Source organism: Rhodanobacter sp. IGA1.0 (genome assembly GCF_040208325.1).
Taxonomy (GTDB): Bacteria; Pseudomonadota; Gammaproteobacteria; order Xanthomonadales; family Rhodanobacteraceae; genus Rhodanobacter; species Rhodanobacter spathiphylli.
Genome location: NZ_CP157948.1, coordinates 1,695,217 through 1,718,693, shown reverse-complemented (window position 1 = coordinate 1,718,693; position 23,477 = coordinate 1,695,217). Strand labels below are relative to the sequence as shown.

The following is a 23,477-nucleotide window of genomic DNA, read 5'->3' as shown; positions in this document are numbered from 1 at the left end:
GGACGAAAGTCCGGTTTTTTTTGTTCTCGCGCCGGGCTCGTTGCCGGAGCTTCAGTTGCCTACGTGGTGATTCGGCGTATCGATCAGGCCATGCACCGTCATCAGATGGGCGAGGCTCAACACGTGGTCCACGTGGAGTTTTTCCATCAGGCGCTGTTTGTAGGTGGAAACGGTCTTGGGGCTCAAATTGAGCTGCTCGCCGATCATCGTCAGCGGCTTGCCCCGAACCAGCATCATCGCCACTTCCAGCTCGCGGCTGGACAGCGTGTCGAAGGGCGAAGCGCTGCCATCGAGGGTAGCCAGTGCCAGCTGCTGGGCAACGGCGGGGGCAAGATAGCGCCTTCCGCCGGCAACCTGACGCACCGCCGAAACCAGTTCGTCCGCACTGCATCCCTTGGTCAGGTAGCCCAGCGCCCCCGCGTCAAGCAGGCGCTTGGGAAAACGCGCATCGTCCACGACGGTCACGATCACGATATGCGTGGACAGTTTCGACCGGCACACCCGCTCGGTCAGTTCGATCCCGCTCATGCCCGGCATGTGCACGTCGACCAGGGCGATGTCCGGAGTCAGGGTGCGGATCAGCCGCAGCCCCTCCTCGGCGGTGCCTGCCTCGCCCGCAACGTGAATGTCCGACTGCTGTTGCAGGATCATTCGAAAGCCGGTGCGCACCAGCTCGTGATCGTCCACCAGGACCACATTGATCACTTGACTCCCTCCTTGGTTGGGCTGCTTGAAATTAGGCTGCATGGTACGCCAATGCAAGTGGCCGCATGCCCATGAACCATGGGCGCGATCCTGCGCTCAGCCGGTCCTGGACGCGCGCTCCCCTTCGCGCGCCCTGCAGTCAGCGTATCCGGCTCCGTCAACCGGCTCAGGCGGCCAGCACGTCCCGGCCTTGACCGGTGGCCCCCTGCGCGGGCGTGACGACGCCATGGGTGTAGCTGGCCAGGACGAGGGTGGAACTGGGTCCGGGCATTTCCACACGAGTTTCCCTGCCGAGGCGCTGAAACTCGTCTCGTGCCATCTCGCGTGCAAGCTTGATCGCAGCGCCCAACTGCAGATCGCTGAACAAGGTAATGTGGAGGCGGCAGATGCTCCAGCCCCCGTTTGCCAATGGCTTCAACAGGATCGTCACCATCACCATCACTCCCTTTCGCAGTGAAGCCCGAAGACATGCGGCCGATCAGTCAGTGAATGCCGTGCCCGACTCGAACGAATGTGACATGGTGGCGCCTTGGATGATGTCAGCCGACGCCCACGATGAGTGTGCGCAAAACACCGCAGCAGCCTCTTGAAACCGCACCAGCTTCCGGTGAATGCGCAATGACGTGGCCACATTGCCCTGCAGCGGTGCCCAAGGGTCTATCCCACAGGAAGCACTGAGTCCGGACGGCAACCGTGAACAGGGCCATCCCCGGCAACCGATCGTGAACCAGGCACAGCGGTGTCATCATCGTCAGACATCCCGACATCCCCACCTGCCATCCGAAAACTGCGGAGAGCTTCGTGCACGAGAAGACGAGTTCCAGCCACGGCGATGTCGGTTATGACATCCCGGCCCTGCCCGGCATGGACGCGGCGGACATCCAGACGCCTTGCCTGGTGCTCGATCTCGATGCGCTGGAGCGCAACATCGTGAAGATGGGCGACTACGCGAAAGCGCACGGCATGCACCACCGCAGCCACGGCAAGATGCACAAGTCGGTCGACGTGCAGAAGCTGCAGGAGCGCCTGGGTGGCGCGGTGGGCGTGTGCTGCCAGAAGGTGTCCGAAGCCGAGGCCTTCGCCCGTGGCGGCATTCGCGACATCCTGGTGTCGAACCAGGTGCGCGACCCGGCCAAGATCGATCGCCTCGCCCGCCTGCCGCATCACGGCGCGCGCATCATCGTCTGCGTTGACGACGAAGCCAACGTGGCCGAGCTTTCCGCCGCCGCGCAAACACACGGCAGCACCCTCGAATGCCTGGTCGAAATCGACTGCGGCGCGGGCCGCTGCGGGGTGGCGAGCGCTGGCGAGGCGATCGCGATCGCCAGGGCCATCGACGCAGCGTCGGCGCTGGTTTTCGGCGGCATCCAGGCCTACCAAGGCGCCATGCAGCATCTGGAAAACTACGCGGACCGCAAGGCCAGGCTCGACGAGGCCATCGCCATGGTGAGGATCATCGTCGATGGCCTGAACGCAGCCGGCTTGCCCCCGCAACTCGTCACCGGCGGCGGCACCGGGTCGTATCCGTTCGAGTCCGGATCGGGCGTCTACAACGAACTCCAATGCGGCAGCTACGCCTTCATGGACGCGGACTACGGACGCATCCGCGACAGCGACGGCCGGCGCCTCGACCAGGGCGAATGGGAGAACGCGCTGTTCGTGCTGACCTCGGTGATGAGCCGCGCCAAGCCCGGCCACGCCGTGTGCGATGCCGGGCTCAAGTCGATGTCGCTGGACAGCGGCCTGCCCGTCATTCACGGCCGCGACGACGTGCGCTACCTCGGTGCCTCGGACGAACACGGCGTGATCGCGGACGTGCACGGGGTCTTGCGCATCAACGACAAGCTGAGGCTCGTTCCCGGCCATTGCGACCCGACCTGCAACCTGCACGACTGGTACGTCGGCGTGCGCCGCGGCAAGGTCGAGGTGGTCTGGCCGGTGTCGGCCCGCGGCATGAGCTATTGAGGATGCAACGAAGCGCAAGTTCAAGCATGGCCCGGGGGAAATGAAGCATGTCGAATGAGCGCGGCACCAGGACAATCCACGGCGGGACGCCGGAATCGGCGGCCATGCTGGCCAACGTCAAGCGCGCCATGGCGATTACCGCCACGCTCAATCGCCTGACGTTCGAGGACGCGGACAAGATCCGCGCCTTGTTCAGCGAACTCATCGGAAAGCAGGTGGACGAGAGCTTCCTGCTGATTCCTCCGTTCTACACCGCCGGCGGGAATGAAATCCGCGTCGGGCGCCATGTCTTCATCAATCAGAACTGCACGTTCCACGACCTCGGCGGGCTCGACATTGCGGATGAGGTGATGATCGGGCCGAACGTCAGCCTGATCACGACCAGCCATCCACTGGACCCGTCGAAGCGTCGCAGCACCACCATCGGGAAACCCATCGTGATCGAGAGAAACGTGTGGATCGCCACCGGCGCGACCATCGTCGGCGGGGTCACGGTAGGCGAAAACTCGGTGGTGGCGGCAGGCTCGGTGGTCACCCGGGATGTCCCCGCGAATACTCTCGTCGGGGGCAACCCGGCGCGGGCCATTCGCCCGATCGGCAGCGACTGATCGCAGCCACACAAGGCAGCGCGCCGGATGTCCGCTGGCTGGGGCGGATGAACTTCAGTGCTGGCGCGGGATGTTGTTGAGATCGGTGACCTTGTCGCCGTAGCCATTTCCCGCAAGGCGTCGCTTCCCTGTTGCGAGGATCAAACCGGGGATGCTCCGGAAGCCATGACGCCTTCCACTCGTACCACGTCCATGTGGGATGGCATGAGATCAGCTCTCGATGGTCACCCGGTAGTCGACCGCAGCCCAGGCCTCCCGCAGGTTCTTTTCAATCCTGGCCCGCACAACGCTGTCGATCCGCTCCTGTTCGAACGGCGGCTGCCAGTGGGCATCGTGCGGCAGAAGAATGGCGGCCCCGAAACGCCCATGCTCATCCACGAGGGTGTCGCAATACAGCAACAGTAGGTGGTCCCCATCCTTGTACTGAATGCTGTTGCGATCCCTGCTCGATACCTCGATGCCGAGATCGTTGGTCAGCCATTGCGATGCGATCGCCCTGAACATGGGAACCTTCCCTGGATTGTGCAGACGCTACCCGCCGGCCGTTCGCCCGCATCGAGCAACCTGACCGCCTCACGCTTGAACTCTGCGGTGAATCGTTGACGCTTGACCATCTGACACCTCCCAGGGGATTGTCCCCGTTCAAAGGTGTCCGTCAAACCCGGGCCAGCTCAACCTGACCCTTTTTTGTTTCTGGGCTATCTCGCATTACCCAACCCTTTCAGACTGCCGATCATTGCAGTGGCGCTATCACTCGAATAACCGCCTCCTCCAAGGAATACCGACGGCGCAGAGATAGACCGTAGCTTCTCGAAAACCATCATGTCCCGCCGAACGCAATCATCGATGGACAGATTCAGCCCACCTAATGGATCTGAACTCAGGACGTCCGTACCCGCCACGACGAACGCGAGATCACAGGATTCGTCCAGACGCGACAATCCTTCTTTGAGCCTCTCCAGGTACAACACTCCGCCAGTACCGGATTCCAGAGGAATATTGATATTCACCCTTTCTCTCGTATAACCATTCATCGGGTAGATGGCGCCATTATAGATATCAAGAATCGTAACCTGACTCCTTTCCATGAAGACGTAGGCGTTCCCGTTTCCATGATGGGCGTCGATGTCAATGATCAGAATGCGTGCATCGTCCGCGAGCAGTCCTTCACGGACCAAGACGTCGACCGTGATGCCAATATCGTTGTAGATGCAGAAACCTTCCGCCGAAGCGCGGCTCGCATGATGGTAGCCACCTGCCAGATTCCAGCAGCAAGTACCGAGCAACGCCTCCCTGGCGGCCTTCAAAGTGCCTGCCACCCCCCAACGCATGGGCGAAAGTATGCGGTTGTCCACAAAAGACATAGGAACAAGCGGCAGGTAAGGAACCTCCAATGCCCGCAGGATGTATCTCTTCTTCCTGAGAAGAAGTTTCAAAAGCGCATCTGAAAACGAGTCAACTTCGCGCATCGAGATGGGGCCATCTGGACCAACGATGGACATGTTCTCCATACCAGCCACGGCATTTGCCACCTTGCGAAATTTCCTTCCATCGAAAGGATGAATGAAATTCAATAGCCCAAGGTCGATATTATAGGCATCGTCGTAGAAAACCTTCATCGCGACTTGAGCTCCATGGCAAATTTCAATACCTGATCAGGCGTCCAATACCGATACCAAGCACTCTGCCTAGTTTGCCGTATTGACCTGCGTGAGGAGTGAATGAAGGCTTGCACTTGGCGCCTTCGCTCAACGCTCTCGCCACAATATGCGAGCAGTTATTCTTTGCAAGTTGGTACCGTGGCATGCCGCCCTCAAGCGAGGCGACGTACGACAAGATCGAATTTTCATCCAGCCCTTGTATTTCGACTGTCACGGGGAACCGATTACCTTCATAGCGAATATCCTCCTTCAGACTCTCCATAAACAGCCCAGGCTGACTCGTCTTAATCTTCAGATCCTTCTTCCCCGCCGCCCCGTCAGGCCAGAAGCTGATGTAACGGTTCGCCACAGTAATTGCTGCATGCCCCACGTGGTCAGCATCTGGAAGCCAAACATACACCTTAACCATAATCGCTCCTCCTTGAGTTAAAAACGGTGTCCAGAGTCTTCCCACTTACTCTGCATGATTAAATGACACTCTGATCCCTGCTTCGTATTCTTTAACCAATCCACTCACTGAGATCACCCAACAGAAATGGAAGTGTTCCGTTGCCACTTATTAGTTATCGACTCAGGAAGTCTCTTTCTAAAATCAAGAGCCATCGGGTATTTTTTTCTGAAACACCACGCGAGCCCAAGCACCAGCAAAAACGACAAGTGATCGCATTATTTTACCCCTTCCAAAAGAACTGGATCAGAGCGTGCCCCGGGGTAATTCGCGGACTATTGAAGTCAAACTTCAGTAGTTGCCAATTCCCCCTCACCCCTCCAAACAATCAAACCGCCGATCCGCCTCCACCTCGGCTTCGTAGTCGACGTCATCGCGATCAAACCCGAATAGCTTCAGAAACTCGTGCTTGTACCCCGCGTAATCGGTGATCTCGCGCAGGTTTTCGGTGGTGACGGTGGGCCAGAGGGTCTTGCAGGCGTCCTGCACGTCGTCGCGCAGCTCCCAGTCGTCCAAGCGCACGCGGCCTTCGTCGTCGGTGGCGGGGGCGGCGCCGTCGGCGCGGTAGAGGCGGTCGTGGAACAGGCGGTTGGCTTGTTCGATCGGGTTTTCGTGGATGCCCTGCTCTTTCATGATCTTGAAGGCGATGGACACGTACAGCGGGATCACCGGGATGGCGGCGCTGGCCTGGGTGACGACGGACTTCATCACACCCACGTAGGCTTCGAGGCCGGGGTGGCGGCCGCGCAGTTGCTTCGTCGTGTTGTCCAGGTGCTGCTTGGCCTGGCCCAGGGTGCCGTGCCAGTACATCGGCCAGGTGATCTCGGTGCCGATGTAGCTGTAGGCGATGGTCTTGGCGTGCTCGGCGAGTACGCCGGCGGCGCTCAGCGCGTCGATCCACAGCGCCCAGTCCTCGCCGCCCATCACGGTGACGGTGTCCTTGATCTCCTGCTCGGTAGCCGGCTCGACGGTGGCTTCGATCACCATGTCCTTGTTGGTGTCGACCGAGGTGTTGTGGAACGGCTCGCCGATGGTCTTCAGCGCCGAGCGCACCACTTCGCCGGTGTCCGGCATCTTGCGCACGGGCGAGGCCAGCGAGTAGACGACCAGGTCGATCGGGCCGCCCATCTCGTTCTTGATGATCTCGATGGCCTTGGCGCGGGTCTCGTGGGCGAAGGCGTCGCCGTTGATCGACTTGCTGTACAGACCGGCCTGCTTGGCGGCCTTGTCGAAGGCGGCGGAGTTGTACCAGCCCGCGGTGCCGGTCTTGTCTTCGCTGCTGGGCTTCTCGAAGAACACGCCCAGCGTGGCGGCGCCGTAGCCGAACGCGGCGGTGATGCGCGAGGCGAGGCCGTAGCCGGTGGAGGCGCCGATCACCAGCACGCGCTTGGGACCGAGGCCCTTGCTGTGGCCGGCGGCTTCGGTGATCGCGATCTGCTCGAGCACGTTGCGTTCGCAGCCGACCGGATGGGCGGTGACACAGATGAATCCACGGACTTTGGGCTTGATGATCACGCGACGGCTCCTGCTGGCAAATGCATAAACCGGCATCTTAACCAAGTGGGGCGGCCGTGCGCTGCCGTAGGGAGTGGTTGGCACTCGCGCTACCGGGATTATGTTCGGGCTGGGCGTGCGTCGAAGGCGCGGAGTCGAGGCTTCGCGGTGGCCCTTCGACTTCGATGCTGCGCTCTGGGGGAACGGGTTGGGGGATGCTTTCGTGCTGCCGGTCGTGCTCCCTCCCCTGCGTGCAGGAGAGGGTTGGGGTGGGGTTGCTCTTGAGGCTTCAGATCAAGAGCTTCACCCCCTCCCAGCCTCCCCCTGCGAAGCAGGGGGAGGAGCCAATGCCCGTGCCATTGCTCGTACCTGCTCTGCATCGCTGCGCAGTTCGCCGCCTTGCATGTCGGCCAGCCGTGGTGGTCGATGCTGCATGCCCGAGGGCAATCGGTGTTTGGCGGAGGCGTGGAATTCGTGGGCGCCAGTGGCAGCGGCCAGCGCGGCGATGTTGCGGGCGGTGATGCCGGCGCCGGGCATCACGGCGAGGCGGCCGTTGGCCTGGGTGACCAGGGTGCGGATCAGGGTGGCGCCTTCGACGGCGCTGGGTTGTGCGCCCGAGGTCAGCACGCGTTCGCAGCCGAGCGCGATGATGTCTTCCAGCGCGCGCGAAGGGTCGCGGCTGAGGTCGAAGGCGCGGTGGAAGGTGGTGCCCAGCGTGCCGGCGGCGTTGATCAGGGCGCGGCAGCGGGGCATGTCTACCTGGCCGTCGGCGTCGAGCATGCCGAGCACCACGCCGTCGCAACCGAGCGCCACGCAGGTTTCGATGTCGCGCTGCATGGTCTCGCATTCGAGGTCGCTGTAGAGGAAGTCGCCGGCGCGCGGGCGGATCAGCACGTACAGCGGGATGCGCAGGCGCTCGCGGGCCAGCGCGATCTGCGCGTGCGAGGGCGTCAGTCCGCCCAGTTCCAGCGCGCTGCACAGTTCGACCCGCCCTGCTCCGCCGTCCTGCGCGGCGAGTGCGGAGGCGACCGAGTTGGCGGCGATTTCAAGCATCATGAGTCGCCGGCATCACGAGTAGCTCGTGGTGTAGACGCTTTGCGACGGAATCAGCGCGTCCTGCTTCTGCGCATCGCACACGGCGTAGGTGAAGCCGTGCTGGATCGCGTAGGCGCCGACTTCACCGTTGCGGTTCATCGCGAGAAAACCGACCTGCAGGGTCTTCGATGCCTCGCGGCGCTTGTTGACGATGCGCATCACCGCTTCCTTGCAGGCCTCGTGGGGCGAGCGGCCCTGGCGCATCAGTTCGACGACGAGGAAGCTGCCGGCGTTGCGGATCACTTCCTCGCCCACGCCGGTGGAGGTGGCGCCGCCGACTTCGCCGTCGACGTACAGGCCGGCGCCGATGATCGGGCTGTCGCCGACGCGGCCGCGCATTTTCCAGGCCATGCCGCTGGTGGTGCAGGCGCCGGACATGCGGCCGTGCGCATCGATCGCCAGCATGCCGATGGTGTCGTGGTTGTGGGCGCCGCCGGGCCGGCCGGTGCGGCCGTAGTCGTGCACTTCGCTGTTGATCGAGGGCTGGTACTTCGCCGTCTTCAGCCATTCGTGCCAGGCCTGCTCGGCCTCCGGCGTGAGCAGATCCTGTTTCCTGAAACCCTGCTCCAGCGCGAACTGCAGCGCGCCCTCGCCCACCAGCAGCACGTGCGGCGTGCGTTCCATCACCCGTCGCGCCACGGAGATGGGATGCTCGATGTGTTCGAGCGCGGCGACTGCGCCGCAGCTGCCGTCGGCATCCATGATGCTGGCGTCGAGGCTGACGTGGCCGTCGCGATCGGGATAGCCGCCCTTGCCCACGCTGTGGTTCCTGAGGTCGGACTCCGGCACCTGCGCGCCGGCTTCCACCGCGTCCAGTGCATGGCCGCCCTTGCCGAGGATGGCCCACGCAGCCTGGTTCGCGGCGACGCCGAAGTCCCAGGTCGAGACGACGCGTGCGGCGGACGCCTTCGCTGCATGGTTGGCGTCGGCGGCACCGCGCCGCATCGGCCCGGCCGCGAGCTTGCCGCCCCATCCCAGCATCGACGCGGAAACTCCCAGCAGGGAGCCCTTGAGGAAACGCCTGCGATCGGTCATGACTTTCTCCGGCTCACCAAAGCAAAAACCCCGCACAGGATGCGGGGTTTCATTCTTGCCATGCAACGTTTACCGGACAGATCAGGCAGCTTCAACCGCCGACGCCTGGGCACCCTTGGGGCCCTGGGTCACTTCGAACTGAACGCGCTGACCTTCCTGCAGGCTGCGGAAGCCCTTGGTGTTGATCGCCGAAAAATGGACGAACACATCCGCACTGCCATCCTCGGGTGCGATGAACCCGAACCCCTTGGCATCGTTGAACCATTTGACCGTACCGAAACTCATTGCGAGAACCTCTGGATACATGGAGTGAGTACGCCAGGTTGCGCGCGACTCATCCCCCCGGTTCGCCGCCCTGACCGCGAGGAAAATAGCAAGATGTGAAGGCCCATTGCAATACGAATATGTCTTGCCGGTGCACAAACTCCGCCGGCAAATTCAGGCCTGCAGCATTTTTTCCAGGATGCGCGGCACCTCGGCGGTGGCCGCGGCGAGGTGGGCGAAGATTTCCTCGATGCTGATTTCCGCCTCGTCGCCGCAGCCGGCGGCGAAGTTCGCCACCAGCGCCAGGCAGGCGTATTCCAGCTCCAGCTCGCGCGCCAGCGCCGCCTCGGGCATGCCGGTCATGCCGACCAGGTCGCAGCCGTCGCGCTTCATGCGGGCGATCTCGGCGCGGGTTTCCAGCCGCGGGCCCTGGGTGGCGCCGTAGCAGCCGCCGCCGATCACCTCGACGTTGGCCGCGCGCGCCGCCGCCAGCAATTGCAGGCGCAGCGATTCGGTGTACGGCTCGCTGAAGTCGATGTGCTTCACCTCGGCGCCTTCGACGTCGCAGAAGCTGGTGGAGCGGCCGTGGGTGTAGTCGATGATCTGGTCGGGCACCACGATCACCCGCGGCCCCATGTCGCCGCGAATGCCGCCGACCGCGTTCACCCCGAGCACCCGCCGTGCGCCGAGGCTGTGCAGCGCCCACAGGTTGGCCCGGTAATTCACCCGGTGCGGCGGCAGCGTGTGGCTCTCGCCGTGGCGGGCCAGGAAGGCGATGCGCCGGCCGGCAAAGTCGCCGATCACCACGTCGCCGGAGGCCGGGCCGTAGGGCGTGTCCACGCTGTGGCGCGTGGCGTTTTCCAGGCCGGCAAAGTTGTACAGGCCGCTGCCGCCGATGACGGCGAGGTGGATGGGGGGCTGGTCGGAATTCGTCATGGGGGAGATCCATTGCAGCGGGGTGAGGGCAGGATGCGTCGCCGCTTCTGCTCCCTCCCCTGCGCGCAGGGGAGGGCTGGGGTGGGGTCGCTCTTGAAAGTTTCAGATCAAGAGCACCCCCTCCCAACCTCCCCCTGCAAGCAGGGGGAGGAGCTAAGAGCCTACTCCGCGCTTTCTTCTTTCAGCGCGTAGATGCCCGGCAGGTTGCGGCCTTGTTCGTAGTAGTCCATGCCGTAGCCGAACACGTAGCGATCGGGCAGTTCGACGCCGTTGAAGTCGGAGCTGATGCCTTCGACCAGGCGGTCGTGGCGCTTGGTGCAGAGACTGGCGATGTAGACCTTCTTCGCGCCGCGCCGGTAGCAGTCGTCGCGCACTTCCTTCAGCGTGTGGCCTTCGTCGAGGATGTCATCGACCAGCAGCACCACGCGGCCCTGCAGCGACACCATCGGCTCGCGCAGCCAGTGCAGTTCCTTGCCCGAGGTGGCGCCGCGGTAACGGGTGGCGTGCACGTAGTCGAATTCCACGTCGGTGCGGATCGCCAGCGCCAGCTGGCCGGCGAAGATCAGCGCGCCGTTCATCACGGTGAGGAACACCGCGCGCTCGCCGTCCAGCGCGGCGTCGATGCGACGGCCCATGTCGGTGATCACCGGCGCCAGTGCCTCACCGGCGAACAGGAGGTCGGCGTTGGCCAGCGCGTCGGCCAGGGCGGGAGTGGGAGTGTTCATGCGGTTCCTTGATCGGCGTGGAGTGCCGTGATGCGCGCCACGAAGCGGTCGCGCTGCGGGTTGTCGGTGAGGCCGGCCCAGGTCGGCCCGATGGCGCCGCGCAGGGCGGCCAGTGTCGCGGGCATGGCGTCGGTGCGCGCAGGCATCGCGGCGATCGCTTCGTCGACCACGTCGGGGAAGCAGGCCAGCACCAGGTCGCAGCCGGCATCGAGATGCGCCCTCACCCGCTTGCCCACGCTGCCGGCCGCACCGGCGGCGGCCATGCTGATGTCGTCGCTGATCACCGCGCCGGCGAAACCCAGTTCGCCACGCAGGATCTGTTCGATCCAGATTTTCGAATAGCCGGCCGGCTGGCTGTCCACTCTCGGGTAGGTGACGTGGGCCATCATCACCGCCTCGACGCGCGCCTCGATGCATTCGGCGAACGGGCGCAGGTCGTCGTGGCGGATCTGATCCAGGCTGCGCGGATCGATCGCCGCCACCTTGTGGGTGTCGCCGGTGACCGAACCGTGCCCCGGGAAATGCTTGAGCACCGCCGCCATGCCGCCCAGGTGCATGCCCCGCACATAGGCCTGGCCCAGTTCGGCGGCAATCGCCGGATCGGCGTGGAACGCGCGCAGGCCGATCGCCGCGTTGCCGCGGGCCAGGTCGACCACCGGGGCGAAGCTGAAGTCCACGCCGCTGGCGCGCAGCTCGCTGGCCATCACCCAGGCGTGCTCCTCGGCCAGCCGGATCGCCTCGTCGGCATCCTGCTCGTAGACCGCGCCGATCGCCGCCAGCGGCGGCAGGCGGGTGAAGCCGTCGCGGAAGCGCTGCACCGGGCCGCCTTCCTGGTCGACCGCGATCAGCAGGTGATCGCCACCGACGTCGCGGATCGATTCGCACAAGGCGATCAGCTGTTCGCGCGACTGGTAGTTGCGCGCAAACAGCAGCACGCCGGCGACGCATGGCGCGCGCAACCAGGGTTTTTCGTGTTCGGCCAGTTCCAGCGCGGCCACGCCGATCATCAACATGCAGCATCCTCGGCAGCGCGCTCGGCCGGCGACCATTGCCGGTACGGGTGCGCGATCAGGTTGACGTTGTAGTAGCGCGTCAGCGCGCTGACCTCGCGGCCCAGCCACGACGGCCGCGGAAACGGTGCATCGACCGCGGGCAGTTCGACTTCGGCCACGACCAGGCCCTCGTTGTCGCCATGGAATTCATCGATCTCGAACAGTACGCCATCGACGCGGACATGGTGGCGAACCTTCTCCAGCACGCCGTCGCACAGGCTGGCCAGCAGCGCGCGCGCATCGTCCACCGGTATCGGGTACTCGAATTCGGCCCGCGCGATGCCGGGCGTGGCCGCCTTGATGTTGAGCCAGGCCGTGTCGCCGGCGAGGCGCGCACGCACCGAGGCGCGGGCATGGCCTTCGCGCAGCGCCTGCGCCCCGACCAGGTAGCCCTGGGCCATCGGCTCGCTGCGCTCGATGCCTTCGCGCCAGCTGTCGTTGGCCAACATGAATTTGCGTTCGATCTCGATAGCCATGGAATCCGGATTTCAACCAGCGACAACGCCTGCAACGAAACGGCTTTTATTGAGGAGTGCGGCCATGGATGGCCGCCCGTTTGACTTTCGCGATCAGGAAGACCGCTCAAATACCGCGATGGATTCCACATGCGCGGTGTGCGGGAACATGTCCATCACGCCGGACGAGGTCAGCCGGAAACCGTGCTGGTTGACCAGGATGCCGGCGTCGCGCGCCAGCGAGGCGGGATGACAGGAGACGTAGACGATGCGATGTGTCTGCTTGCGCGGCAGGTACTCCAGCACCTTGTCGGCGCCGGCGCGGGGTGGATCGAGCAGCAGCTTGTCCCACGGCTGCTTCGCCCAGTCGGCATGGCGCTGGTCCTCGAACAGGTTGGCGACGTGGAACTTCGCGTTGTCGATGCCGTTGCGCGCGGCGTTCTGCGCGGCGCGTTCGACCAGGCCGTGCTCGCCTTCCACGCCAACCACCTCGGCCACCCGGCGCGCGATCGGCAGGGTGAAATTGCCCAGGCCGCAGAACAGGTCGAGCACGCGATCGGTCGGTTGCGGATCGAGCAGCTCCATCGCGCGGGCCATCATCAACTGGTTCATGCCGGCGTTGACCTGCACGAAATCCAGCGGCTGGAATTCCAGTTCCACGTCGGCGAAACGCGGATCGTCGCTGGCGATGCGGAAGGCCAGCCGCGGCTGTTCCGGCCACAGCGGATGCACGCTGCTGACACCGCCGGGCTGCAGGTAGATCGCGAAGCCGTGGTGCTGGCCGAAGGCGGTGAGCGCGGCCAGATCGCGCTCGCTGAGCGGCTGCAGGTGACGGAACACCAGCGCCATCAGGTCGTCGCCGGCGGCGAACTCGATCTGCGCAATGGTGTCGACGGCGTCCATCGTGCCCAGCAGTTCGGCCAGCAGACCCACCTTGGGGCCCAGCGACGGGTGCATCACTTCGCAGCGCTGGATCGGGGTGACGAAGCGCGGGTTCTGCTCTTCGCGGAAGCCGACCAGCACGCTGCCCTTCTTGGCCACGTTGCGCACCGACAACCGGCCCTTGCGCCGGTAGCCCCAGGGCTCGGCGGTCAGCGGGGGCAACCACGACTGCGGCGTGACCTTGCCGATGCGCTCGAAATTCTCGGCCAGCACGCGCTGCTTGGCGGCGATCTGCGAGGACGCATCGAGGTGCTGCAGCGAACAGCCGCTGCACAGCGCGAAGTGCTGGCAGCGCGGCTCGACCCGGTGCGGCGAGGCGGTGATCACCTCGACCACTTCGGCTTCGTCGAAATGCCGATGACGCTTGCGCAGCTTCGCGATCACCGTTTCGCCAAGCAGGCCGCCGCTGACGAAGACCGTCTTGCCGTCGATCCGCGCCACGCCCCGGCCGTCATGTCCGAGGTCGGTGATCATGGCTTCAAAGGGTTTGGGCGAAACGGAGTTGGATCGGGACATGGGATCGCATGGCTGATGGCTGACCGGCGATTATCCCAGATCGGCCCGCCTCACGCCCCGCGACACCCCGCCCGGCTCATTTTTTCTGCCAGGCGCCGCCAGCGTCCTGGTAATACCAGCCGGCGCGCGCCTTCTCGATCCAGCTTTTGGCGAAGGTGGCGCGGATCTGCGACTCCCACTCCGGGTGGTTGTTGGCGTGGGCGATTTCGCGGTACAGCGCGGCGCGGTCGCGGTTCTCGTCGGCCACCGTGGCGTTGGCTTGGGCGCGGGCGCTCAGCGGCACCTTGGCGGCATCGCGCATGGCGACCATGCCGTCGCGGGTGAAACCCACCGCGCCGCTGTCGAGCAGCGAACCCAGGGTGCCTTGGAAGCGCGCATGCATGCGGGCGCGGATCGCCTCGGTGGCGCCGGTCTGGATGCGGATGTCGGGCACGTCGGCGGCCTGCGCGGCCGGGATCAGCAGGTCCAGCAGCATCGCCGACGGCTGGGCACCATCGGCTGCCGGCTTGGGCGTCTTCGGCGCGGGCGCGGCGGGGGTCGCCTGGTCCAGCACGTTGCCGATGAACTGGTCGGCGGCCTTCTGCGCGGCCGCTTCGGGAAAGTAGACGTTGATCGTGACGCAGCCGACCAGCGTCACGGCCAGGGCGGTCAGGATGACGTAGAGGCGCTTGCGCATGAGGAACTCCAGCAGTGAGATGGATGGATGAGGCGGCGGGGCATGTCGCTCAGCGGATTTGCGGGGTTTCCCCGTGGATCGCGTCGTGCAGCCGCTGCACCAGGGTCGGCCAGTCGACCTGGGTCTGGTGGCCGATCACCTGCAGCCGCGGCAGGCCGCTGCCTTCGACGATAGTGTAGCCGCCGTCGTTGGCCTCCAGCCCGCTCATCCGGCAGACCGTGCCCTGCAGCGTGCAGTTGAGGCCGATGCGCTTGTAGCCGAAGGTCTTGAACAGTTTCAGCACGGCACCCTGCAGGCCAGCCGCGATGCCACCGCCGCCGACCGAGGTGAGGTTGTTCACCGCGCGCTGGCTGATCCGCCCGCCTTCGCCGGCCAGCAGGCTGGCGTTGAACGCCACCGGACTCCAGTTGACCAGGCGCAGGTCGTTGATCGCGCCATCCAGCGGGCCGGTGATGCTGCCGAAGTCGAACACGCTGGTGATCGCGGCCAGATCCAGCTGTTTCAGCGAGATGTCGCCGGTCAGCACCGGCGTGGTGCCGAACGGCTGCTGCAATGACAGCCGGGTGATGTCGACGAAGCCGCCAAACAGGTTTGCCGACAGGCCGCCTTCCAGTTCGAAACGGTCGTCGACCCAGCGCAGCGAGGGAATCGCGCCGGCCAGCGTGCCGGGGAACGCCGGCCAGCCCATCGCCTGGCTGAAGGCGGCCATGTCGACGCCGGTCACCGTCATCGATGCGGCCAGGCGTTGGCCCTGCGCCGCAGCCGGGCGCCAGTCCAGCTGACTGATCTGCCACTGCCCGTGGAACACCGGGATCTGCAGCGGTTGCTGCAGGGCGAGCGTGCCGCCATTGCTCTGCCAGCGCGAACGGGCGGCACCGTTGACCACCTGGTAGAACTGCAGGCTGCGCCAGGCCAGCGTGGTGGCGGGGCGCTCGCCGTCGCGCGCCCAGTCCAGCCCGCCCTGCAGGCCGTCGACCGCCAGGCGGCTGTCCGCATCGGCGAGGCTGATGCCGTCGGTGCTGAAGGCAAAGGCGTGCGGGCCGTCCGCCCGCAGATCGAGACTGGCATTCAGCTGCCCATTGACGCGCATGTCACGCAGGCCCAGCGTGCTGAGCCAAGCCTGGCCATAACGCTGGTAGGCGGCCGGGAAATTCGCGTGCAGGCGATCCAGCCGCAAGCTCTTCAACTCGCCCCTGGCGTCGAAGGACAGAGCGCCGTCGAGCTGCAGCGCATCGGCATCGTTCACCCGCAAGCGGCTCATGTCGAACCCGCCGTGCTGGGCGTCCGCATGCAGGCCCAGTTGCACCGGATGGTCCGGCAGCCTTGCGTAGAGCGGCCCCAGCAGCAGCTCGCCGCCACGCAGGCTGGCATCCAGATCGATGCTGGCCGGGCCGTTCGTGGTGTCCAGGCTGAAGCGGCCGCTGCCACCGAGCCCCTGCCCGGCCAGCGTGCCGGCGGGCGTGTCGAAACCCGTGTCGGTGAGGGTGAACTCGCCGGACGACTGCAGGCCCTGGTCGCGCAGGTCCAGCGCCAGTTCCGCTTTCAGGCGACCGGCGGTGGGCCGCCCCGACCACACCGTGCCGAGCAGACCCTGCAGCCAGCCGGTGGGCAGGTTGTCCACGCTGATCTGGGCATGCGTGGGCTGGTCCAGCGGCAGCCATGCGCTGGCATTGGCCTTGCCCTGCTGGATATCGACCAGCAAGGTGTTGGCCGCCTCGCTGAGCTGCACGTTGAACTGCGCGTCGCCGAGCGCGCCGCCCGGGGCGCCGGCCAGACGCAGCTTGCCGTCCAGCGTCCAGCGCAGGCGGACGTCGCGTTGCAGGTTGCCGTCGACGCTCAGGCCCAGCCGCCGCCAGCCCATCGCGGGAATATCGGCCTGGGCCGCGTCCAGCTGCAGATGCAGGCCGCCGGCGACGTCTTCGCCGATGCGCAGCGTCACCGCCTGCAGATGGATGCCCGGGGCGGTGATCGACTTCGCGCTCAGCAGCACGTCGGCCTGCGCGGGCAAGGCCCAGGCGAGTCCCAGCAGCAGGCAGCAACAGATCAGGAAATGGCTTGAAGTCGGACGCATGTCGGGCCATTCTGCCAAATCAAGATGAACGATATGGAATTCGTCATGCCCAGCCGCCTTGCCGACCCCGTCTGCGAACCCGTCAATCCGCCCCGCCCGCTGCCCCGCCCGCGCGTGCTGGTGGCCGACGACGATCCTGGCAGTTGCCGTTTCCTGTGCGATGGACTGGCCTCGATGGGCGCCGATGCGGAGGCCTGCATGGATGGCCAGGCCGCGCTGGCACGTGCCACGGCCGAATCGTACGACCTGCTGTTGCTGGATTGCCGCATGCCCGGCGCCGGCGCGCTGCAGATCCTGCAGACGCTGCGCGACGACGTGCAGGCCCGCTCGGCCGACAGCATCGCGGTGGCGACCAGCGCCGAGCTGGCGCCCGGTGATCGCCAGTCGCTGCTGGACGCCGGTTTCAGCGAGGTGCTGCTGAAGCCTTGCGGGCTGAGCCAGCTGCGCCAGATGCTGGCGCTGATGCCGATGGACGAGCGCAGCGCCAGCGTGCTGGACGACCAGGCAGCGCTGAACACCACCGGCGACGCCACCACCATGCACGCCTTGCGCCTGCTGCTGCGCGACGAACTGGTGCTGCTGTCGCGGGAACTGGACACGCTGAGCCTCGACCGCGACAGCTTCAGCGATCGCCTGCATCGTCTGCGCTCATCGTGCGGATTCTGCGGCGCCAGTGCCTTGTCCCGGCAGACCATGCTGCTGCAGCAGCAACTGCCGCGCCGCGGAGTCGGCGCCCCCGCGCTGACCCGCTTCCGCCGCACCTTGCTGGCGACCCTGCAGGCGCTCGGCTAGTCGAGCCTTTCCGCAGGTGGCGGCGCGGCACCCGCCTGGTTTTTCGACACCGCCATCGCCAGCACCCGCCAGGCGCGCAATTCGGCGCCACCCAGATGGAAGCGGATCACCCGGCGGATCATGTCGCGCAGCGCCTTGAGGCCGGCGGCGTCGGGCATGCGATCCTGTTCCAGCGCCAGCAGGTCGCGGCCCAGGATGGCGTGCGGACTGCTGGCCGCGCACCGCACGGCGCCCTGCTCGACCTCGTAGCGATAGCTCGCCTGCGGCTCCAGACATTCACCGGAATCCGCATCGTGCGCCAGCTGCAGGCCGTAGCCGGTCGCCTCCAGCAGGTCGCGCTCGAACCGGCGCAATGTCCACGCCAGCGACGGCTCGACTGCCAGTCGCTGCAAGGTGAGCGCATAGGCATCGAACAACGGCGGCGAAGGGTCCTGCCGCCCGGTGAGGCGCACCACCAGTTCGTTGAGATACAGCCCGGCCAGCCCGGCATCGCCACCCAGCCGGGTCGGCGTGCCCACCGTCTCGACCGCCGTCAGCGTGGCCATCTCGCCTCGCAGCAGCAGATCCATGCGCAGCGCCTGGAACGGTTCCAGTTGGGCCCGGCGCAACCGTGCACGCTCGCCGCGCACTCCGCGCGCCACCACGCCCAGCCGGCCATGCTCGCGACTCAGGCACTCCAGCAGCAGCGACGTCTCGCGATAGGGCCGCGCGTGCAGGACGTAAGCCGGTTGCTGTTCGATGCGCATGAGCCGGGAATGGGGAATGGGGAATGGGAAGAGCGGGAACCTGCTTCAACGATTCCCTATTCCCCATACTCCATTCCCACGTCAGTCGGTATACCCGAATTTCTTCAGCATGTTCTCGTCGTCGACCCAGCCCTCGCGCACCTTCACCCACAGCTTGAGGAAGACCTTGCGCTCGAACATGCGCTCCATGTGACGGCGGGCCGCGCTGCCGATCGCCTTGAGCTGGACGCCGCCGTTGCCGATCACGATCGCCTTCTGGCCATCGCGCTCGACCCAGATGATGGCGTGGATCTCGGCGATGCCGTCGGGGCGGTCCTCGAACCGCTCGATCTCCACCGTGGTGGCGTACGGCAATTCCTGGTCCAGCCGCAGCATCAGCTGCTCGCGAACCATCTCGGCGGCCAGGAAGCGCTCGCTGCGGTCGGTGACCTCGTCTTCGCCGAACACCGGTGGCTGCACCGGCAGGCGCTTGAGGATCGCCTGCTCCAGCTCCTTCAGCCCCTGCTTCTTCAGCGCACTGATGTAGTGGATCTCGTCATAGCTGTGGGTGGCCACCAGCCCGGACACGAACGGCAGCATCACCGTCTTGTCCTTGTTGAGGTCGACCTTGTTGATCACCAGCAGGCGCGGCGAGGACTGCTCGACCAGGGCGGCGTAGAGTGCCTCGTCCTCGTCGGTGAAGCGGCCGGCCTCGATCACCTGGACCACCAGGTCGACGTCGCTGATCGCCGAGCGCGCCGCGCGGTTGAGGCTGCGGTTCATCGCCCGCTTGGCGCCGCGGTGCAGGCCCGGCGTGTCGACATACATGATCTGCCCGGCCTCGCTGGTGTTGATGCCCAGGATGCGATGACGGGTGGTCTGCGGGCGCGGGCTGATGATCGACAGGCGAAACCCGATCAGCGCATTGAGCAGGGTCGACTTGCCCACGTTGGGACGCCCGGCCAGCGCCACCGTGCCGCAGCGGAAGTCGTCGTGCGGCAGGCTGCCGTCGGTGGGGTCCAGTGGGAGTTTCATGACTGAGGTACTCGGCAAGTCGGATGGCAAGTGTAGTGCTTCGCCGCCAGCGGCACCTGGCGACTGGCGCGGGCCGGGGCGGTCGCTCTGGCAGCGCCCGGCACCGCGGAAGCGTCGGATTCAGGAGGAGCGCTGCTGCTCCAGCAACTGGCTCAGCACGAGTTCGGCCGCGTCCTGTTCGGCGGCGCGGCGATTGCCGCCATGCGCCTCGGCGACGAAGGCCATCGGCTCGGTGATCGCGCAGCTGACGTCGAAGGTCTTGGCGTGGTCTTCGCCGTGGCTGGCGAGCAACTCGTACTGCGGCAGCGGCAGGCCCTTGGCCTGCAGCCATTCCTGCAGCCGCGTCTTGGCGTCTTTCGACGAACGGCGCAGCGCGGCGATGCGCTCGGCGAACAGGCCGCGCACGGTGTCGCGGCAGGCGTCGAAACCGCCGTCGAGGTAGACCGCGGCGATGGTGGCCTCGAAGGCATCGGCGAGGATCGATTCGCGGCGGAAGCCACCACTCTTCAGCTCGCCCGGGCCCAGTTGCAGGCCTTCGCCCAGTTCCAGCTCGCGGGCCACCACGGCCAGTGCCTGGCCGTTGACCAGTTGCGCGCGCAGACGCGACAACTCGCCTTCGCTGGCCTTGGGGTGCGCCTCGTAGAGCATCTCGGCAATGATCGCGCCGAGCAGCGCATCGCCGAGAAATTCCAGCCGCTCGTTGTTCGGTTTGCCGATGCTGCGGTGGGTCAGCGCCAGCCGGGCCAGCGCGGGATCACGGAAACGGTAGTTCAGGTCCAAAAGTTACTCGCCCACATTGCCCTGCAGCGCAATGCTCTTGTCGAAGTGCAGCAGGAAGGAGATGTTGTACATGAACGGAATCTCCTTGTCGTAGGCCACCTGCAGCTGGCTGGCACCACCGGCGTCCTTCTTGATGGTGATGTCTTCCGGGCGCACCACGGCATCGTCGACGTACTGGAAATCCATCTTGCGCAGCAGGTCGCGACGGATCTCGTCCAGCGACTTGCCGTTGGTTCCTTCACTGGCGACCTGCTCCATCGCCTTGACCACGCCGCCGTACTCGGAATACGACGGCACCAGCTTCATCGCCATGTAGGCCAGGAAACCGAACACGGCCAGAATGAACAGGAATCCGATCAGGGTGACGCCGGTCTGCTTCGATTTCATAGTCCCCTCGCTACGCCGCGTCGAACGGCTTGCCTTGCAATGGATGGTGATGAGCTGGATGGATGTCCGGCCGCCCCGCGCCGGCGTGCCGATTATGCCTGCAGATTCGCGCGCCGGTGGCGATGGCGTGCGCAGGGCTTCGACCCGGTCACGCTTTGGCCGGCCGGACTGCGCCGGCCGCTCGCATCAATGGATGACCGTGCCGATCCGCGAGAAATCCACGCCGCCGGTGCCCCAGCCCTTCCAGCTCATCCAGATCAGGAAGGCCTTGCCGGCCAGGTTCTGCTCCGGCATGCAGCCCCACCAGCGGCTGTCCAGGCTGTCGTTGCGGTTGTCGCCCATCACCAGGTAGCAGCCGGCCGGCACCTTGGACGGCACGCGGTCGTTGGGGATGGAATTGGGCGTGTTGTAGGCGGGCATGCGCGCGATCATGTGGTTGAGCTTGCCCAGGTGTTCGGTCCATACCGTGGCGCCCATGTTCAGCATGGTCTCGTCGACGCTGCGCTGGGGATTGCCCACGTAGGGGCCGATCTCGTCCGCCGTGACGCGCTGGCCGTTCACCAGCAGCTCGTCGCCATGCACCTCGATGCTGTCGCCGGGCAGGCCGATGACGCGCTTGATCCAGTTCTGCGACGGCACCTTGGCATGCGGATCGTTGCAGCTCATGTCACCGCTGCGCACCAGCTTGCCGTCATCCCGGCACAGGTAGCCCGGAAAGCGGAATACCACCACGTCGCCCCGCTTCGGCTCGCCCAGGCTGACGAACTTGTCGTTGAACGCCGGCATGCGCAGGCCGTAGGCGAACTTGTTGACCAGGATGAAGTCGCCCACGTCCAAGGTCGGCATCATCGAGCCGGACGGAATCCGGAACGGCTCGGCCACGAACGAGCGCAGCACCAGCACCACCAGCACCACCGGGAACAGCGAGCGCGACCAGTCCACCACCGCCGGCTCGTGGTACTCCTCGCCCGCCGCGTCCAGCCGCGCCTTGCGCTTCCTGTACAGGAACAGGCGGTCCAGCCCCCAGACCACGCCGAACAGCACGGTCAGGCCAAGCAGAATCGCCGAAAAATCAAAATCCATGTGGGGCTCCTATGGAGCCGGGAGTGGAGAATCGGGAATCGGGAATCGCAAGAGCCCGAGGCTCCGATTCCCGATTCCCGATTCCCGATTCCCGGCCGAAATCATTTATCCACTCTGAGTACGGCGAGGAAGGCTTCCTGGGGAATTTCCACCCGGCCCACCTGCTTCATGCGCTTCTTGCCTTCCTTCTGCTTCTCCAGCAACTTCTTCTTGCGGCTGACGTCGCCACCGTAGCACTTGGCCAGGACGTTCTTGCGCAACGCCTTGACGGTGGAACGGGCGATGATCTGCGCGCCGATCGCGGCCTGGATGGCCACGTCGAACTGCTGGCGCGGGATCAGGTCCTTCATCCGCTCGACCAGGTCGCGGCCGCGGCGGTCGGCATGGCTGCGATGCACGATCAGGCTCAGCGCGTCGACGCGGTCGCCGTTGATCAGCACGTCGGTGCGCACGAACGGGCCGGCCTCGAAGCGGTCGAAGTGGTAGTCCATCGAGGCGTAGCCGCGCGAGACGGATTTCAGGCGATCAAAGAAGTCCATCACCACCTCGGCCAGCGGCATTTCGTAGCTGATCTGCACCTGGCTGGCCAGGTACTGGATCGAGCGCTGCACGCCGCGCTTTTCCTCGCACAGGGTGATCACGTTGCCGATGTAGTCCGGCGGCGTGAGGATGTTGGCGATGATGATCGGCTCGCGGATCTCCGCCACCAGGCTGGTGTTGGTCGGCAGCTTGGCCGGGTTGTCCAGCAACATGGTGGTGCCGTCGCTTTTCAGGATCTCGTAGACCACGGTGGGCGCGGTGGTGATCAGGTCCAGGTCGTATTCGCGCTCCAGCCGCTCCTGCACGATTTCCATGTGCAGCATGCCGAGGAAACCGCAGCGGAAGCCGAAGCCCATCGCCTCGGACGATTCCGGCTCGAAGAACAGCGCGGCGTCGTTGAGGCGCAGCTTGTCCAGCGCCTCGCGCATGGCCGGGTAATCGTCCGACGACACCGGGAACAGGCCGGCGAACACCCGCGGCTGCATGTGCTGGAAACCGGGCAGCGCCTTGTCGGCCGGCTTGCCGGCATGGGTCAGCGTGTCGCCGACCGGCGCGCCGTGCACGTCCTTGATCGAGGCGTTGATCCAGCCCACCTCGCCCGCGCCGAGCTTGTCCAGCTTCTTGCGCTTGGGGGTGAACACGCCGACGTCGCCCACTTCGTGGGTGCGCCCGGTGGACATCACCAGCAGCTTGTCGCCGGACTTGATCTCGCCCTGCATCACGCGCACCAGCGACACCACGCCCAGGTAGTTGTCGAACCAGGAGTCGATGATCAGCGCCTGCAGCCTGTCGGTGTCGCGCGGCTGCGGCGGCGGGATGCGGGCGACGATCGCCTCCAGCACCTCGACCACGTTCAGGCCGGTCTTGGCGCTGATCGCCACCGCGTCGGTGGCGTCCACGCCGATCACCGCCTCGATTTCGAGTTTCACTTTTTCGACGTCGGCGGTCGGCAGGTCGATCTTGTTCAGCACCGGCACCACTTCCAGGCCCATTTCCACCGCGGTGTAGCAGTTGGCCACCGACTGCGCCTCGACACCCTGGGCGGCGTCCACCACCAGCAGCGCGCCCTCGCACGCCGCCAGCGAACGGCTGACCTCGTAGGAGAAGTCCACGTGCCCGGGGGTGTCGATGAAATTCAGCTGATAGGTCTTGCCGTCGCGCGCCTTGTACGGCAGCGACACCGACTGCGCCTTGATCGTGATGCCGCGCTCGCGCTCGATCGGATTGTTGTCCAGCACCTGCGCTTCCATCTCGCGGTCGGCCAGGCCGCCACAGATCTGGATGATGCGATCGGCCAGGGTGGACTTGCCGTGATCGATATGGGCAATGATGGAGAAGTTGCGGATCAATTCCATGGAGCGCTGGCGGCCTGTGGTCGAGCTGGGGCTGGGCACCACGCGACGGCGTGGCGGCGCTGCCGCGAGGCAACGCTAACCCGGCATTATCGCATGGGATCGCCGCCATCAGGCGATCGGGCAAGCGGCGCC

Annotated in this window: 25 protein-coding genes; 3 read left to right on the top strand and 22 right to left on the bottom strand. The window is 65.5% G+C overall.

The window, feature by feature from the left end; all coding sequences use genetic code 11:
- Positions 1-51: 51 nt before the first annotated feature.
- Together ABNK63_RS07775 and ABNK63_RS07770 are read right to left on the bottom strand one after the other, a co-directional pair.
- On the bottom strand, positions 52-705 hold the full coding sequence (locus ABNK63_RS07775; RefSeq protein WP_007805375.1) for a response regulator: 654 nt from the start codon (positions 703-705) through the stop codon (positions 52-54).
- 166 nt (positions 706-871) lie between these two features.
- Positions 872-1,138: a hypothetical protein gene (locus ABNK63_RS07770; protein ID WP_350017098.1), complete on the bottom strand. Its 267-nt coding sequence runs from the start codon at positions 1,136-1,138 to the stop codon at positions 872-874.
- A 368-nt stretch (positions 1,139-1,506) separates the two neighbouring features.
- On the opposite strand from ABNK63_RS07770, the gene bhcC reads away from it, so the two are divergent.
- Positions 1,507-2,670 carry a 3-hydroxy-D-aspartate aldolase BhcC gene (gene bhcC, locus ABNK63_RS07765; RefSeq protein WP_350017097.1) on the top strand — a complete coding sequence of 388 codons (1,164 nt, stop codon included), beginning with the start codon at positions 1,507-1,509 and terminating at the stop codon, positions 2,668-2,670.
- Positions 2,671-2,717: 47 nt separating this feature from the next.
- Positions 2,718-3,278 carry a sugar O-acetyltransferase gene (locus ABNK63_RS07760; protein ID WP_350017096.1) on the top strand — a complete coding sequence of 187 codons (561 nt, stop codon included), beginning with the start codon at positions 2,718-2,720 and terminating at the stop codon, positions 3,276-3,278.
- A 210-nt stretch (positions 3,279-3,488) separates the two neighbouring features.
- On the opposite strand, the gene ABNK63_RS07755 is transcribed toward ABNK63_RS07760, so the two are convergent.
- The 14 genes from ABNK63_RS07755 to ABNK63_RS07690 all read right to left on the bottom strand — a co-directional run bounded on the left by ABNK63_RS07755 (position 3,489) and on the right by ABNK63_RS07690 (position 16,648).
- Positions 3,489-3,782: a hypothetical protein gene (locus tag ABNK63_RS07755; RefSeq protein ID WP_350017095.1), complete on the bottom strand. Its 294-nt coding sequence runs from the start codon at positions 3,780-3,782 to the stop codon at positions 3,489-3,491.
- Between the two features lie 194 nt (positions 3,783-3,976).
- Entirely contained in the window at positions 3,977-4,897 is a 921-nt protein-coding gene (locus ABNK63_RS07750) for a histone deacetylase (protein ID WP_350017094.1), read from the bottom strand.
- Positions 4,898-4,922: 25 nt separating this feature from the next.
- Positions 4,923-5,348: a hypothetical protein gene (locus ABNK63_RS07745; RefSeq protein WP_350017093.1), complete on the bottom strand. Its 426-nt coding sequence runs from the start codon at positions 5,346-5,348 to the stop codon at positions 4,923-4,925.
- A gap of 351 nt (positions 5,349-5,699) precedes the next feature.
- A complete protein-coding gene (gene fabV, locus ABNK63_RS07740; protein ID WP_350017092.1) occupies positions 5,700-6,902 on the bottom strand; it encodes an enoyl-ACP reductase FabV in 1,203 nt (400 codons plus the stop codon).
- 282 nt (positions 6,903-7,184) lie between these two features.
- Entirely contained in the window at positions 7,185-7,937 is a 753-nt protein-coding gene (locus tag ABNK63_RS07735) for a copper homeostasis protein CutC (RefSeq protein ID WP_007805357.1), read from the bottom strand.
- 12 nt (positions 7,938-7,949) lie between these two features.
- The gene (locus ABNK63_RS07730) at positions 7,950-9,011 is read right to left on the bottom strand and encodes a N(4)-(beta-N-acetylglucosaminyl)-L-asparaginase (RefSeq protein WP_350017091.1); all 1,062 of its coding nucleotides are present in this window, start codon (positions 9,009-9,011) and stop codon (positions 7,950-7,952) included.
- 81 nt (positions 9,012-9,092) lie between these two features.
- A complete protein-coding gene (locus ABNK63_RS07725) occupies positions 9,093-9,296 on the bottom strand; it encodes a cold-shock protein (RefSeq protein WP_007805352.1) in 204 nt (67 codons plus the stop codon).
- Between the two features lie 153 nt (positions 9,297-9,449).
- A complete protein-coding gene (locus ABNK63_RS07720; RefSeq protein ID WP_350017090.1) occupies positions 9,450-10,211 on the bottom strand; it encodes an S-methyl-5'-thioinosine phosphorylase in 762 nt (253 codons plus the stop codon).
- 161 nt (positions 10,212-10,372) lie between these two features.
- Complete coding sequence (locus ABNK63_RS07715; protein WP_007805349.1) at positions 10,373-10,936, bottom strand: hypoxanthine-guanine phosphoribosyltransferase; 564 nt, start codon at positions 10,934-10,936, stop codon at positions 10,373-10,375.
- Positions 10,933-11,949 (bottom strand): beta-N-acetylhexosaminidase, encoded by a 1,017-nt coding sequence (gene nagZ, locus ABNK63_RS07710; RefSeq protein WP_350017089.1) that lies wholly within the window; start codon positions 11,947-11,949, stop codon positions 10,933-10,935. Before nagZ ends, ABNK63_RS07715 begins: the two co-directional genes overlap by 4 nt.
- The gene (locus ABNK63_RS07705) at positions 11,943-12,464 is read right to left on the bottom strand and encodes a CYTH domain-containing protein (RefSeq protein WP_007805346.1); all 522 of its coding nucleotides are present in this window, start codon (positions 12,462-12,464) and stop codon (positions 11,943-11,945) included. Before ABNK63_RS07705 ends, nagZ begins: the two co-directional genes overlap by 7 nt.
- Before the next feature lie 93 nt (positions 12,465-12,557).
- Positions 12,558-13,901: a 23S rRNA (uracil(1939)-C(5))-methyltransferase RlmD gene (gene rlmD, locus ABNK63_RS07700; RefSeq protein ID WP_350017088.1), complete on the bottom strand. Its 1,344-nt coding sequence runs from the start codon at positions 13,899-13,901 to the stop codon at positions 12,558-12,560.
- A 76-nt stretch (positions 13,902-13,977) separates the two neighbouring features.
- Complete coding sequence (locus ABNK63_RS07695; protein WP_350017087.1) at positions 13,978-14,577, bottom strand: YdbL family protein; 600 nt, start codon at positions 14,575-14,577, stop codon at positions 13,978-13,980.
- Positions 14,578-14,626: 49 nt separating this feature from the next.
- Positions 14,627-16,648 carry a hypothetical protein gene (locus ABNK63_RS07690; RefSeq protein ID WP_350017086.1) on the bottom strand — a complete coding sequence of 674 codons (2,022 nt, stop codon included), beginning with the start codon at positions 16,646-16,648 and terminating at the stop codon, positions 14,627-14,629.
- Positions 16,649-16,693: 45 nt separating this feature from the next.
- Here ABNK63_RS07690 and ABNK63_RS07685 point away from each other — a divergent pair, with 45 nt between their 5' ends.
- Positions 16,694-17,440 (top strand): response regulator, encoded by a 747-nt coding sequence (locus ABNK63_RS07685; protein WP_238530871.1) that lies wholly within the window; start codon positions 16,694-16,696, stop codon positions 17,438-17,440.
- On the opposite strand, the gene recO is transcribed toward ABNK63_RS07685, so the two are convergent.
- From recO to lepA, 6 genes are all read right to left on the bottom strand, one after another.
- A complete protein-coding gene (recO, locus tag ABNK63_RS07680; protein WP_007805337.1) occupies positions 17,437-18,186 on the bottom strand; it encodes a DNA repair protein RecO in 750 nt (249 codons plus the stop codon). The genes ABNK63_RS07685 and recO overlap by 4 nt on opposite strands.
- A gap of 81 nt (positions 18,187-18,267) precedes the next feature.
- Complete coding sequence (gene era, locus ABNK63_RS07675) at positions 18,268-19,200, bottom strand: GTPase Era (RefSeq protein WP_007805334.1); 933 nt, start codon at positions 19,198-19,200, stop codon at positions 18,268-18,270.
- Positions 19,201-19,320: 120 nt separating this feature from the next.
- Positions 19,321-19,980, bottom strand: coding sequence for a ribonuclease III (rnc, locus tag ABNK63_RS07670; protein WP_007805332.1), 660 nt, complete (start codon positions 19,978-19,980; stop codon positions 19,321-19,323).
- A 3-nt stretch (positions 19,981-19,983) separates the two neighbouring features.
- The gene (locus ABNK63_RS07665) at positions 19,984-20,367 is read right to left on the bottom strand and encodes a DUF4845 domain-containing protein (protein ID WP_007805331.1); all 384 of its coding nucleotides are present in this window, start codon (positions 20,365-20,367) and stop codon (positions 19,984-19,986) included.
- A 186-nt stretch (positions 20,368-20,553) separates the two neighbouring features.
- Positions 20,554-21,450, bottom strand: coding sequence for a signal peptidase I (lepB, locus tag ABNK63_RS07660; RefSeq protein ID WP_007805329.1), 897 nt, complete (start codon positions 21,448-21,450; stop codon positions 20,554-20,556).
- Between the two features lie 101 nt (positions 21,451-21,551).
- On the bottom strand, positions 21,552-23,345 hold the full coding sequence (gene lepA / locus ABNK63_RS07655) for a translation elongation factor 4 (protein ID WP_204111178.1): 1,794 nt from the start codon (positions 23,343-23,345) through the stop codon (positions 21,552-21,554).
- Between the last annotated feature and the right edge of the window lie 132 nt (positions 23,346-23,477).